The 12571-nt window shown below is 66.4% G+C and carries 13 protein-coding genes; 5 read left to right on the plus strand and 8 right to left on the minus strand.

All coding sequences use genetic code 11. From position 1 onward, the window contains the following. The first annotated feature begins 137 nt into the window (after nt 1–137). Complete coding sequence (locus ACO056_RS08500; RefSeq protein ID WP_421854620.1) at nt 138–2084, plus strand: potassium transporter Kup; 1947 nt, start codon at nt 138–140, stop codon at nt 2082–2084. Between the two features lie 39 nt (nt 2085–2123). Here the strand turns inward: ACO056_RS08500 and ACO056_RS08505 are convergent, their stop codons facing one another. The 7 genes from ACO056_RS08505 to ACO056_RS08535 all read right to left on the minus strand — a co-directional run bounded on the left by ACO056_RS08505 (nt 2124) and on the right by ACO056_RS08535 (nt 8519). Next, entirely contained in the window at nt 2124–2423 is a 300-nt protein-coding gene (locus ACO056_RS08505; protein ID WP_421854623.1) for an entericidin EcnAB, read from the minus strand. Between the two features lie 124 nt (nt 2424–2547). Next, on the minus strand, nt 2548–3120 hold the full coding sequence (locus ACO056_RS08510; protein ID WP_421854626.1) for a urate hydroxylase PuuD: 573 nt from the start codon (nt 3118–3120) through the stop codon (nt 2548–2550). Between the two features lie 112 nt (nt 3121–3232). Continuing rightward, a complete protein-coding gene (locus ACO056_RS08515; protein WP_421854629.1) occupies nt 3233–3880 on the minus strand; it encodes an inner membrane-spanning protein YciB in 648 nt (215 codons plus the stop codon). Further along, nucleotides 3877–4827, minus strand: coding sequence for a signal recognition particle-docking protein FtsY (gene ftsY, locus ACO056_RS08520; RefSeq protein WP_421854632.1), 951 nt, complete (start codon nt 4825–4827; stop codon nt 3877–3879). The genes ACO056_RS08515 and ftsY overlap by 4 nt, the downstream gene beginning before the upstream one ends. Further along, nucleotides 4824–6002, minus strand: coding sequence for a MiaB/RimO family radical SAM methylthiotransferase (locus ACO056_RS08525; protein ID WP_421854635.1), 1179 nt, complete (start codon nt 6000–6002; stop codon nt 4824–4826). The genes ftsY and ACO056_RS08525 overlap by 4 nt, the downstream gene beginning before the upstream one ends. Further along, a complete protein-coding gene (gene dapF / locus ACO056_RS08530; RefSeq protein ID WP_421854638.1) occupies nt 5999–6808 on the minus strand; it encodes a diaminopimelate epimerase in 810 nt (269 codons plus the stop codon). Before dapF ends, ACO056_RS08525 begins: the two co-directional genes overlap by 4 nt. Before the next feature lie 40 nt (nt 6809–6848). Further along, on the minus strand, nt 6849–8519 hold the full coding sequence (locus ACO056_RS08535; RefSeq protein ID WP_421854641.1) for a putative bifunctional diguanylate cyclase/phosphodiesterase: 1671 nt from the start codon (nt 8517–8519) through the stop codon (nt 6849–6851). Between the two features lie 273 nt (nt 8520–8792). Here ACO056_RS08535 and ffh point away from each other — a divergent pair, with 273 nt between their 5' ends. Genes ffh through rimM form a run of 3 tightly spaced genes read left to right on the plus strand, consistent with a single transcriptional unit; the run spans nt 8793 to nt 11316 of the window. Then, on the plus strand, nt 8793–10289 hold the full coding sequence (ffh, locus tag ACO056_RS08540; RefSeq protein ID WP_421854644.1) for a signal recognition particle protein: 1497 nt from the start codon (nt 8793–8795) through the stop codon (nt 10287–10289). A gap of 47 nt (nt 10290–10336) precedes the next feature. Then, nucleotides 10337–10804: a 30S ribosomal protein S16 gene (rpsP, locus tag ACO056_RS08545; RefSeq protein WP_421854647.1), complete on the plus strand. Its 468-nt coding sequence runs from the start codon at nt 10337–10339 to the stop codon at nt 10802–10804. An 8-nt stretch (nt 10805–10812) separates the two neighbouring features. After that, nucleotides 10813–11316 (plus strand): ribosome maturation factor RimM, encoded by a 504-nt coding sequence (gene rimM, locus ACO056_RS08550; protein WP_421854651.1) that lies wholly within the window; start codon nt 10813–10815, stop codon nt 11314–11316. Here rimM and ACO056_RS08555 read toward each other — a convergent pair. Then, entirely contained in the window at nt 11301–11522 is a 222-nt protein-coding gene (locus ACO056_RS08555; protein ID WP_421854654.1) for a hypothetical protein, read from the minus strand. The two genes, rimM and ACO056_RS08555, sit on opposite strands and share 16 nt — an antisense overlap. A gap of 133 nt (nt 11523–11655) precedes the next feature. Here ACO056_RS08555 and ACO056_RS08560 point away from each other — a divergent pair, with 133 nt between their 5' ends. Continuing rightward, on the plus strand, nt 11656–12549 hold the full coding sequence (locus ACO056_RS08560) for a LysR substrate-binding domain-containing protein (RefSeq protein ID WP_421854657.1): 894 nt from the start codon (nt 11656–11658) through the stop codon (nt 12547–12549). The last annotated feature ends 22 nt before the right edge of the window (nt 12550–12571 follow it).

The following is a 12571-nucleotide window of genomic DNA, read 5'->3' on the forward strand; positions in this document are numbered from 1 at the left end:
GGCCATTTTTGGCCTTGCTGACACACGTGTGCATCCCATTGCGGGTACCATGGGGCAGTGCTAAAGCGCGCCGCCGTCCGGGGCATCTGTGTTATGCTCACGGTCTGTTTGCGCCATGGCGCGGGGACTTGTCGAGAATGAACGAAGCCGTGGTTGACGCTGCACCGGATAGCGGAGCGGGAGGCTCGCCCTGCGCCGCCGAAGCTGCGCCCGCGGCGCGGCAGCTCGGCGGGCTCAGCCTCGCCGTCGGTGCGATCGGCGTCGTCTTTGGCGATATCGGCACCAGCCCGCTCTACGCGCTGCGCGATACGTTTGCCGGCCATCATCCGCTCCCGCTCGATCGCCTGCATATCTATGGCATCGTCAGCCTGATGTTCTGGTCGATGATGCTGATCGTGACGCTCAAGTACGTCACCGTCATCATGCGTGCGGACAACAAGGGCTCGGGCGGCAGCCTCGCGCTGCTCGCGCTGATCAACCAGCAGGGCACCGGCCGCCGCTGGGGCAAGGGCATCGTCCTGCTCGGGGTGCTCGCCACCGCCTTGTTCTACAGCGATTCGATGCTCACCCCGGCCGTCTCGATCATGAGCGCGGTCGAGGGCATGTCGGTCTACAACCCGTCGCTCCACGGCTTTGTCGTGCCGCTGGTGGTGGCCATTGTGATCGGCCTCTTCGCCACCAAGAGCCAGACCACCGGCACGCGCCTCAGCCTCGCGTCGCGCTGGGCGGGGCCGTTCATGCTGCTCTACTTCGCGACGATCTCGCTGCTCGGCCTGCGCAGCATTGCCGCCGATCCGCAGGTGATCTGGGCGCTCTCGCCGCAATGGGCGCTGGCGATGTTCATGGCCGATCCGTGGCACGGCTTCATCGCCATGGGCACCGCTGTGCTCGCGGTGACGGGCGCGGAGGCGCTTTACGCAGATATGGGCCAGTTCGGCCGCGTACCCATTCGCGTCTCGTGGCTGGTTTTCGTGCTTCCCGCGCTGGTGCTCAACTATCTCGGGCAGGCGGGGCTGCTGCTGCGCGATCCGGGCGCGATCCACAGCCCGTTCTTCCTGCTCGCTCCGCCGGGCCTCGAATGGCCCCTGCTGGTGATCGCCACCACGGCTGCGGTGATTGCGGCCAAGGCGGTCATTTCGGGTGCGTTCCTTGTCACGCAGCAGGCGATCCAGTTGGGCTTCATCCCGCGCATGACGATCCGCCACACCTCGACGAGTATTGGCCAGATCTACATCCCGGCGATCAACTGGGCGCTGATGATCGCGGTCATCCTGCTCGTGCTGGTGTTCGAACGCTCGCGCAACCTCACCGCGGCCTATGGCATCGCCGTCACCGGCGCGATGCTGATCGACAACCTGCTGCTGGCGGTCGTGCTGTTCAAGCTGTGGCGCTGGAAGCCGATCTTCGCGCTGCCGCTCCTCGCGCTGTTCTTCGCGATCGATGCGACGTACCTCGGCGCCAATCTCGCCAAGATCCCCGATGGCGGCTGGGTGCCGCTCCTGATGGGTATGGCGATCTTCACCCTGCTGACGACATGGTCGCGCGGCCGCGCGCTGATGCGCCAGCACATGGCCGAAGGCGCGCTGCCGCTCGAGGTGTTCACCCGCTCGGCGCACACCAGCGCGGCCCGTGTGCCGGGTACGGCGGTGTTCATGGCCTCAGCTGCGGCGGGCGTGCCTTCAGCGCTGCTCCACAACATCAAGCACAACAAGGTGCTCCACGAGCGCGTGGTGGTGCTCACCGTGCAGATCGCCGATGTGCCCACGGTCGAACCGGCCGAGCGCGCGGTGGTCAAGGATTTCGGACAGGGCTTCTACCGCCTGATCCTGCGCTTCGGTTTCATGGAGGAGACCGACGTGCCCGCTGCGCTGTGCGGCGTCTCGGTCTGCGGCGAACCGTTTGACATGATGCGCACGAGCTTCTTCCTCTCGCGCCAGACGCTGATCCCGGCGGATGTCCCGGGCATGGCGCTGTGGCGCGAAATGCTCTTCGCCTGGATGCTGCGCAATGCGGCGGATGCGATGGGCTTCTTCCGCCTGCCCACCAACCGCGTGGTCGAACTCGGCAGCCAGCTCAAGATCTGATGGCGGGTTTTGGGGGGCACGAGGGCCCCCCGTTGCAGATTACTTGGGCGACGGCGTCGGCGAAGGCGGTGCCTTCAGTGCATCCTTTGCCTCGTCCGCGCCCTGCTTGATCCGCTTGCCCATGCGGTCGGCAGCTTCTTCTGCGCGGTCCACCGCAGCGCCGGCCGTTGCGCCGACCTTGGCGGCACCCGTGCTGGCAGCCTCGCGCGTATCGGTCGCGGCAGTGGACATGTCCTCACCGGCTGAGGTCGCGGTCTCGGAGGCGTTTTGCTTGGTCTTTTCCGAACAGGCGGAAAGCGCGATCGCAGCGGCAAGCACCGCTAGGGAAACAGTACGCATGGGTCAGGGAAACCTTTCTGGCGTGGACATTCTTGTCCGGAGCGCGCGGTTCCCCCCCACAAACGCAAACGGCGCGGCGTCCACCCGGGACGCCGCGCCGTTGTGGGCGCGATTGCTCAGGCAATCAAGTGAAGTTGGCGGCCGCCATCGAGTAGATCAGCGGGATCGACAGCAGCAGGTTGGTGCGGCTGGCATAAAGCGCGCGCGGCGCAGCAGCGGCCTTTTCTTCCGCCGTCGCTTCGACGATGCCGAGGATCTTCTTCTGGGCCGGCCAGATGATGAACCACACGTTGAACGCCATGATGATGCCGAGCCACATGCCCACGCCAATCAGGCCGCCTTTGCCGACGCCCTGGAAGGTCAGCGATTCGTGGCCGTAACCACCGATGGCAGCGGCAGCGAGGCCGGTGATCAGCGTCAGCAGCGCGCCATAGCGGAAGAAGAAGAACACCTTGGGGGCGATGTGCCCGGTGATGGCACCCTTCTGCTCGGCTGGGATCTTGGGCATGGTCGGCACCTGCACGAAGTTCAGGTAGTAGAGCAGGCCGATCCACACGATACCGAAGAACACGTGCAGCCACAGCGTGGCGGAGTAGCTGGTGACCGGCACCGAGCTGTGAAAGCTGAACATCAGAATGAGCGCGGCAGCAAAGCCGACGCTGAGCACGAGGTGCAGATTTCCAAAGAACTTTGCCATTTTGGTTTCCCCCGAAGAGATGGTTTTTTGATGGCTGTCCGGCCACCCAGCCGGTCCGTCGGTTTCATATGCGCGATAAGGTGCGCTTGTCATTGCATTTTAGGGCGATTCGTCAACCGGCAGGCGGGTTTTGCTCCACTTCCGTTTCCGCATCCTCGCCCAGACCATGGCGCAGCAGCATGGGGATCTGCGCGAAGGTGAACAGGAACGAGAGCGTGGTCACGCCCCAGAGCTTGGCGAGCAGCCAGGCATCGAACGACAAGGCATGCCGCAGCACTTCATTGAGCCCCGCCAGAAACAGGAAGAACCACGCCCAATTGCGCGAAAGCTTGAGCCAGCCTTCCTCCGAAAGCCCGTCAAACGCACTCTGCAGCAGCAGCCGCAGCATCGCCTTCCCGCGCAGCAGGCCGCCAAACAGCATTCCGGCAAACAGCAGATAGATCGCGGTCGGCTTGATCTGGATCCACACCGGATCGCCAAGGAACACCGTGAGCGAGCCGAAGCCCATGATGAGGATCGTCGAAAGCCACAGCATCGGTGAAATCCGGCCCAGCCGCCATTTCGAGATCACCAGCGCTGCCACCGTCGCGATCATGAACACCACGGTCGATTTGGTCACGGCCACCACCGCGCCAAGGCTCTGGTCTCCCGCGTCCTTGGGGCTGAACCAGCGGTAGGAGAGGAAGAACACGAGCAGCGGCCCGTAATCGACCGCGAGGTTTACCCAGGACGATTTGGGCTTCGCTGCCGGTTCGTTCACCGCACCACTCCTGCAATCACCCGCGCGACCAGATCGGGATCGAAGGGCCTGAGATCGTCGATCTTCTCGCCCACGCCGATGGCATGGATGGGCAGACCATACTGCTCCGCCGCCGCCACCAGCACCCCGCCGCGCGCGGTGCCGTCAAGCTTGGTCATGATCAGGCCCGAAACGCCCGCCACTTCCTTGAAAGTCTCGATCTGCTGCAGCGCATTCTGCCCGTTGGTCGCATCGAGCACGAGCACCACGTCGTGCGGCGCGTCCGGATTGAGCCGGCCCAGCACGCGGCGCACCTTGGCAAGCTCGTCCATCAGTTCGCGCTTGTTCTGCAGCCGCCCGGCGGTGTCCACGATCAGCGCGTCGATGCCCTTGTCGGTCGCCGCCTTCACCGCGTCGAACACGATCGAGGCGGGATCGCCGCCCTCCGCGCCCGAGACGATCTCGATGCCGAGCCGGTCCGCCCATACGCGCAGCTGGCCGATGGCCGCGGCGCGGAAGGTATCGCCCGCCGCCAGCATGACCGAATAGTCCTGCTCCTGAAACAGGTGCGCCAGCTTGGCGATCGTCGTCGTCTTGCCCGATCCGTTGACGCCGATCACCAGAATCACCTGCGGGCGCGGGAAGGCGATGATCTCCAGCGGCTTGGCCACCGGGCGCAGGATCGCGGCGATCTCTTCGGCCACCGCTTCGGCGAGCGCGGCCTCGTCCACGCCCTTCTCGAAGCGCGCCGATGCCAGCTTCGCGCGGATGCGCGCGGCGGCACGCGGGCCGAGGTCGGAGAGGATCAGCGCATCCTCAAGGTCGTCGAGCTGCACGTCGGTCAGGCGGGTGCCGCCGGCAAGGCCAGCCAGGTTCTCGGTCAGGCGTTCGGAAGTCTTGCGCAAGCCGCCGAGCAGGCGGTCGGTCCAGCCTGCCTCGCTCGTGGTTGCACTCTCGTCGGGGGTCATTCCAGCACGCCTTCGCGGATACGGGTCGGTTGCAGCATCACGATATCCCCCGGCGCGGTGCCTTCAGGCAGCCGGTAGGGGGCGAATTCGGGGGAATGGCCGGTTCCGTCGCGCTCGGCAAGCACTTCGCGTTTGCGTCCAATCAGCCCCTCCAGCCAGCGCGCGCGCATGGCGGCGACTGCGGCGCGGACTTCGGCGGCCCGCTCGCGCACGATGGGTGGCGGCACTTGCGGCATGCGCGCGGCGGGCGTGCCCGGGCGCGGGGAATAGGGAAAGACATGCCCGTGGACGATCCCGCAGTCCGCCACGATGGCGAGATTGGCCGCATGCATCGCCGCGTCCTCGGTGGGAAACCCGGCGATCAGGTCCGCCCCGATGGCGATCTCGGGCCGTGCCCGGCGCAGCCGCTCGCTCAGCGCCACCGCCTCGGCGCGCGTGTGGCGGCGCTTCATGCGCTTCAGGGTAAGGTCGTGCCCGGCCTGCAGCGAAAGGTGGACATGCGGCATGATCCGCGCCTCGCCGGTGATCAGCTCGAACAGCAGGCCATCGATTTCCACCCCGTCGAGCGAGGAGAGCCTGAGGCGGGGCAGGGCCGGGAACGCGGCAAGGATCGCGGCAACCAGATCGCCGAGGCGCGGCGCGCCGGGCAAGTCCGCGCCCCAGCCGGTCACGTCCACCCCGGTCAGCACCACTTCGCGCGCGCCGCTGGCAAGGTGCCCTTCCACCACGCGCAGCACTTCGCTGACCGGCTGCGACAGACTTTTGCCGCGCCCCGCTGGGATGATGCAGAACGTGCAGGCATGATCGCACCCCGTCTGCACTGGCACGAAAGCGCGGGTGTGGCGGGCACTAGGTGCGGGCAGGGGGGTAGCACGCACCTTCCATGCCGCGGGATCGAGCTTCACCGCATTGGCCACCACGCCGTCGACTTCGGGCATCGCGGTGAAATCCTCGGGCGCGATCGTTGCCGCGCAGCCCGTCACCAGCAGCCGCGCGTCCGGATGGGCCGCGCGCAGCCGCCGCACCGCGCGGCGCGACTGGCGCACGGCTTCGGCCGTCACTGCGCAGGAATTGACCACGACTGTCCGCCGTTCCGCCCCTGCGATCAGGCTGCGGATCGTTTCGCTCTCGGCCAGATTGAGCCGGCAGCCCAGCGTGACCACACCGTCAGTCACAGCGGATAGGCATCCTCGTCAAAGGTACCGGAAAAGCTGGACGAAGCCGGCCCCGTCATCAGGATCGTGCCGCCCGCCTCCCATGCGATCTCGAGCGGCCCGCCGGGCAGGTCCACGCGCACCGGCCCCGTCACCAGCCGCCGCCGCAGCGCCAGCACCGCCGCCGCGCAGGCGCCCGTCCCGCAGGCACGCGTCAGGCCCACGCCGCGCTCCCACACGCGCAGCTTGAGATGGCGCGGCCCCAGCACGGAAGCGACGCCGACATTGATCTTCTCGGGAAACAGCGGGTCAGTCTCGATCACCGGCCCTAACCGCGCGAGATCCACCACATCGGCATCGGGCACGAAAAATACCACATGCGGATTGCCCAGATTGACTGCCGCCGGAGCCTCGAGATCCTCCCAGCCCACCGGCATGGAAAGAGTATCCATCCCGTAAGCCAGCGGTATCTCGTCCCAGCCGAAGCGCGCGGGGCCCATATCGACCGTGACGCCGTTGTCGCCAGCGGTGGAGGTGATCACCCCGCCCAGCGTCTCGATCCGCTGCGCGCCGCCCAGCATGAGGCCGACCGCGCGCGAGGCATTGCCGCAGGCTTCCACTTCGCTGCCATCGGCATTGAAGATGCGCATGCGCACATCGGCCGTGGTCGAAGGTTCGAGCACGATAAGCTGATCGCAGCCGATCCCGGTGCGGCGCTCGGCAAGGGCAGCGGCGCGCGCGGCAGACATCGCCACGGGTGCCGCACGCGCGTCGATCACGATGAAATCGTTGCCTAGGCCATGCATCTTGCGGAAAGCGACAGACATGCCGCCCGTCTAGGGGGCTGCGCCGCGCGGCGCAACGGTTTCAGGCGCTGCAGGCGCTCGGGCCCTCCGGGGCAGCGCTGCCGGTGGACTGGCCGCTAAGCAGCCCATGCGCCGATAGTTCGGCCTTCACGTCCTCAGCCGATGCGGGCTGGCCATAGAGATAGCCCTGGCCCTTGAACTGGCCGAACTGGCGCAGCGCGGCAAGCACTTCGGAGCTTTCGATGCCTTCTGCCGTGATCGGCAGTGCCATCCCGCGCCCCAGCGACGAAATCGCTTCCACGATCGAGGCGCTGTCCGCACTGCGCGCCAGCGTGGAGACGAAGCTGCGGTCGATCTTGATCCGGTCAAACGGCAGCGTGCGCAGCTGCGCGAGGCTCGAATAGCCGGTGCCGAAATCGTCGAGGCTGATGCGGATGCCCTGGTTCTTCAGGCTGGTGATGAGCGAGCGTACGATCGCGATGTTTTCGTGCAGGCAGGTCTCGGTGATTTCGATTTCCAGCCGGGTCGGCGGGAAATTGGCCGCAACCAGCATCCGCAGCAGCCGCTGCGCAAACCACGGATCGCGCAGTTGCACCGGCGAGATATTGACCGAGAGCGTGAGGCGCGGATCCCAGGCCTTGGCGTCCACCAGCGCGAGGGTAATGAGCGCCTCGGAAAGCTCGGCGATCAGGCCGATTTCCTCGGCAACCGGGATGAACACTTCCGGGCTGACGATGCCGTGGCGCGGCGAAAGCCAGCGGGCCAGCATCTCGAAGCCGGTGATCTCGCCGGTGTCGAGGTCGATCTGCTTTTCGTAATAAGGCACGAACTCGCCGTGCTTCAGCCCTTCCCGGATGCCTTGCTCAAGTTCGCCGCGGAAGCGCAGCTCCCTTTCCATGCTCTGCTCGAACCACGCAAAGCGGTTCCGCCCGCGGCGCTTGGCCTGATACATCGCCAGGTCCGCGCGGTGGAGCAGATCCTGCGCAACATGCACGGCGCTGTGCACCGCCCCGCGCGCGCCTACGGCGATCCCGATCGAGGCCGTGACTTCGGCGCGCAAGTCGCCCGAGAAGATCGGCTGGGCCAGCGCGTCATTGATCCGCACGGCGAGCTGCTCGATGGCGCTGTCACTGCGCGGCGGGAAGATCACCGCGCAGATGAATTCATCGCCCCCCAGCCGCGCAACCACGGCGCGCGGGGGCATCAGCGCTTCGATCCGCCGCGCCGTTTCGACCAGCACGGCATCGCCCACCTTGTGGCCGAGCAGATCGTTCGAGCGCTTGAACTTGTCGAGGTCGATCATCATCACGGCGATCTCGTCGCCGTGCTGCGCTCCCTCATCGACCAGCGCCGCGATGGCATCGTCGAGGCTGCGGCGGTTGAGGCAGCCGGTCAGCGCATCGGTGCGCGCCAGCCGCGTCGCGGTTTGCTCGGCCTTGCGGCGTTCGGTGATCTCGGTCTGCAGTTCGGTATAGCGGCGCCAGCCGAAGATCAGCAGCGCGATGTTGAGGATCAGTGCATTGGTGAGCAGCACGTCCGGACTGCCCACACCATAGAGCCAGCTGCGGGCAATGCCGGTAAGCACGGTCGAGCCTGTGCCGACGAACAGGAAAATGGCCGACACAAGGATGCCAAGCGCGACGAGATCGCGCTCGGCGCGTTGGGGCGAAGGCGCGAAGCCCGTCGCATCAATCCTGTCCTGCCCAGCATTGGCCATGATCGGCTTACCCATTCCTTTCGGGTCCGATCCGGATATTTAATGCAGTGCCCTGAAGTTTTGGTTAAGCTCCGCTTGCCTGAGGGCGTCTCGCACCGCAGGGCGGAGGGACTTGCGCCGCAGCCGCATTTCGCGTAGGCGCGCCTCACTGAAAGGTGGCCCCGGTCGTCTTGTCAGGGTAGTTTGATCCCGGTTTCCGTGGATACACCATACGCTGGTCGGCGAGGTTTCGCCCACCGGCGTTTTTGGCGTTTCGCTGCAGGTCACCGGGAAAAGGAGCGTCGCTGCGTGTTCGATAGTCTGTCAGACCGGCTTGGAGGCGTCTTCGATCGCCTGCGTGGTCGCGGCGCGCTGCGCGAGGAAGACGTTCAGGCCGCCATGCGCGAGGTGCGGATCGCGCTCCTCGAAGCCGACGTCGCGCTCCCGGTTGTCCGCCGTTTCATCGATTCGGTCACCGAAGCGGCCACCGGCCAGCAGGTGCTGCGCTCGGTCACCCCCGGCCAGCAGGTCGTCAAGATCGTCAACGACGCGCTCGTTGAAATGCTCGGCTCCGAGACGGCGGAGCTCGATCTCGCTGCCACGCCGCCGGTCGTCATCATGATGGTCGGCCTGCAGGGCTCGGGCAAGACGACGACGACCGCCAAGATCGGCAAGCTGCTCAAGGAAAAGCAGGGCAAGAAGGTCCTGATGGCCTCGCTCGACGTCAATCGTCCGGCGGCGCAGGAACAGCTTGCGGTGCTCGGCACCCAGGCCGGCGTTGCCACGCTGCCGATCGTGCCCGGGCAGTCCCCGGTCGAGATCGCCCGCCGCGCGCTGAGCGCCGCGAAGCTCCAGGCGGTCGACGTGCTGATGCTCGATACTGCGGGCCGCCTCCACGTCGATCAGGCCCTGATGGACGAGATGAAGGCCGTCGCCGAAGTCTCGGCCCCGCGCGAAACGCTGCTGGTGGTCGATTCGCTGACCGGTCAGGACGCGGTCAACGTCGCGCAGAATTTCGCGGGCGAGGTTGATCTCACCGGCGTGGTGCTCACCCGCATGGACGGCGATGCGCGCGGCGGTGCAGCGCTTTCGATGCGCGCTGTCACCGGCAAGCCGATCAAGTTTGCTGCCACCGGTGAAAAGCTCGATGCGATCGAGCAGTTCAATCCCGAACGCGTTGCCGGCCGCATCCTCGGCATGGGCGATATCGTCTCGATCGTCGAGAAGGCGGCCGCCACGGTCAAGGCCGACGAGGCCGAAAAGCTCGCGCAGCGCATGGCCAAGGGCCAGTTCGATATGAACGACCTGCGCACCCAGCTGCAGCAGATGCAGCGCATGGGCGGTCTTGGCGTGCTGGCGGGCCTGATGCCCGGCATGAAGAAGGCCAAGCAGGCGATGGCGCAGTCCGGCATGGACGACCGCGTGCTGCTCCACATGGACGCGATCATCGGTTCGATGACGCCCAAGGAGCGCGAGCGCCCCGAACTGCTCAACGCCAAGCGCAAGATCCGCGTCGCGAAGGGCTCCGGCACGCAAGTGCAGGACGTCAACAAGCTCATCAAGATGCACATGGAAATGGCGAAAGCCATGAAGCAGATCCGCAAGATGGGCGGGCTCAAGGGCCTTGCTGCCATGTTCGGTGGCGGCGGAATGGGCGGCGGCGATGCCGGTCCAGGCCCCGGTGGCCTTCCCGGCGGCGGCATGGGGGCAGGGATGGGCGGCATGCCCGGCTTGCCCGGAAGCCTGCCCGGCCTTGGCGGCGGCAACATGCCCGCCAACCTCGGCGATCTGCTCAGGAAAAAGTGATTTCAAGTTCAGTTTCAGTTTCAGTTTTACTCGGAAAGGTTTGAAGTATGTCGGTTTCCCTTCGTCTCTCGCGCGGTGGCTCGAAGAAGCGCCCCTATTACAAGGTCGTGGTCGCCAACAGCCGTTCGCCCCGCGATGGCGCCTATCTCGAGCAGGTCGGCACCTACAACCCGCTCCTCGCCAAGGATGACGAGAACCGCGTCCGCCTGACCGAAGACCGCGTGCGCTACTGGCTCGGCGTCGGCGCGCAGCCGACTGACCGCGTTGCCCGCATGCTCGACAAGGCCGGCATCAAGGAACGCACCGCCACTGTGAACCCCGCAAAGGGTGAGCCGGGCAAGAAGGCCAAGGATCGCGCTGAAGACCGCGCCAAGAAGATCGCCGAGGCCGAAGAAGCCAAGCGTGAGGCCGAAGAGGCCGCCGCGGCTGCTGCCGCTGCTCCCGCAGTTGAAGAAGCCCCGGCTGCTGAAGAAGCGCCCGCCGAGGAAGCTGCTGCCGAGCAGACCGAAGGCTAAGCCGGACCATGCACGCCCGCCCCGTCACGCTCGCTGCCATCAGCGGTGCGCATGGCGTGGGCGGCGAAGTGCGGCTCAAGCTGTTCGGGGAAGGGGTGGAGAGCCTCAAGGCTCACGCCCGCTTCAACGACGGCGCTCTCACGCTCACCAAGCTGCGTGATGACGGCAAGGGCGGCGCCATCGGCCGCTTTGCCGAAGTGGCTGATCGCACTGCTGCTGAAAAGCTGCGCGGCACCGTGCTGACGGTGCCGCGCGCCAGCCTCCCGCCGCTGGCAGAAGGCGAATACTATTACACTGATCTGATCGGCCTTCCCGCCGTCTCGACTGCGGGCGAGGTGCTCGGCACCTGCATCGCGGTCGAAAACTTCGGCGCGGGCGATGTGCTCGAGATCGAGCGGCCTGCCGAAGAGGGCAAGCCCCCCAAACGTTTCATGGTGCCGATGCGCCTGCAGGCCGTGCCTGAATGGAACGGTGAACGGCTGGTTATCGAAGCGGCTTACGCTGCTGACTGACAAGCAGGTAGCTGGCAGGTCGCCGCTTCCCCGCACGCATCTTCAGCCTGCTTGCGCACTGGCGGAGAAACCACGTCACGAACCAGCTTGCGCAGGTCGTCCCACAGCGTCGGCACCGGGCGACCATCGTTCGCCCTGCTCTCGCGCGCCTGCAAGGCTGCCTTGTGGGCTTCGGCCCAACCGCGGCTCCAGAATTCGTCCATCATCGCCTGTCTCCTTCGCTGATGGCCGCATTGTGCCTTGTCGCCGCGCGCCCGGCCAACAAAAGGTCTGGCATATCCTATAAGGTGGCCTTATTGTTGGCGAGTGCCCGAGCTTCCGCCCCTGTCCGCTGTTCGCGTGTTTGAAGCTGCCGCAAGGCTGGAAAATTTCAGCCGCGCCGCCGAAGAACTCGGGATGACGCAGGCGGCCGTCAGCTATCAGGTACGCCAATTGGAAGACCGGGTCGGCCGCCCGCTGTTCCTGCGCGAAAAGGGGCGCGTGCGCTTGTCCGAAGCCGGCCGCCGCCTTGCCCCGGCGGTCTCGTCCGCGCTCGCCGATCTCGCCACTGCCTTCGCCAATCTCAGCGCGGACGATAGCGGCGTTCTCGCGATCAGCACGATCCCCTCGTTCGGCGGCACCTGGCTCAGCACGCGGATCGGGCGCTTTCAGGTCGCCATGCCGGATCTGGCGCTGCGCCTTGCCACCACCGGGCGCATCACCGATTTCGCGCGCGACGGGATCGACGTGGCGATCCGTTCGGGGGTGGGGCCGTGGCCGGGCCTCACTCGCGAATTCCTCATGCGCTACCATGTCACGCCGATCTGCTCGCCCGGCTTCCTTGAGGCGAATGACATTCGCGAACCGGCAGACCTCCTGCGCGTCCAGCGCCTCGCGCCCGAAGACCCATGGTGGACCGGCTGGTTCGCGCTGGCGGGGGTCACCATGCCTGATGCAGCGCCGCGTGCCGGCATCGCGTTCGATAGCCAGATGGAAGAGGCCCGCCTCGCCGGCGCCGGCTTTGGTGCCGCGCTGATGACGCCGGTGTTCTGGCGCGACGAGCTTGCGGCGGGCACGCTCGTCCAGCCGTTCCCCCCGGTCTTCATGCCCCCCGTCTCGCTCTGGCTGGTGCGCCCCGAAGGCCGCCACGGCGTGCGCAAGATCGAACGCTTCCGCGAATGGCTCCTCGCCGAAATGGCTGCCGAACGCGCACGCGGGCTGGCCCCGCCCGAAATCTGGATCCCGCCGCAGTAACGCTCCGGTAACGTCGCGCTGC

The organism is Novosphingobium sp., from assembly GCF_965228995.1.
Classification (GTDB): domain Bacteria; phylum Pseudomonadota; class Alphaproteobacteria; order Sphingomonadales; family Sphingomonadaceae; genus Novosphingobium.

What these genes read in the sequence shown, in the direction of transcription:
- ACO056_RS08500 (WP_421854620.1), top strand. Translation starts at nt 138, where the DNA reads ATGAACGAAGCCGTGGTTGACGCTGCACCGGATAGCGGAGCGGGAGGC.
- ACO056_RS08505 (WP_421854623.1), bottom strand. Translation starts at nt 2,423, where the DNA reads ATGCGTACTGTTTCCCTAGCGGTGCTTGCCGCTGCGATCGCGCTTTCC.
- ACO056_RS08510 (WP_421854626.1), bottom strand. Translation starts at nt 3,120, where the DNA reads ATGGCAAAGTTCTTTGGAAATCTGCACCTCGTGCTCAGCGTCGGCTTT.
- ftsY (WP_421854632.1), bottom strand. Translation starts at nt 4,827, where the DNA reads ATGACCCCCGACGAGAGTGCAACCACGAGCGAGGCAGGCTGGACCGAC.
- dapF (WP_421854638.1), bottom strand. Translation starts at nt 6,808, where the DNA reads ATGTCTGTCGCTTTCCGCAAGATGCATGGCCTAGGCAACGATTTCATC.
- ACO056_RS08535 (WP_421854641.1), bottom strand. Translation starts at nt 8,519, where the DNA reads ATGGGTAAGCCGATCATGGCCAATGCTGGGCAGGACAGGATTGATGCG.
- rpsP (WP_421854647.1), top strand. Translation starts at nt 10,337, where the DNA reads ATGTCGGTTTCCCTTCGTCTCTCGCGCGGTGGCTCGAAGAAGCGCCCC.
- rimM (WP_421854651.1), top strand. Translation starts at nt 10,813, where the DNA reads ATGCACGCCCGCCCCGTCACGCTCGCTGCCATCAGCGGTGCGCATGGC.
- ACO056_RS08555 (WP_421854654.1), bottom strand. Translation starts at nt 11,522, where the DNA reads ATGATGGACGAATTCTGGAGCCGCGGTTGGGCCGAAGCCCACAAGGCA.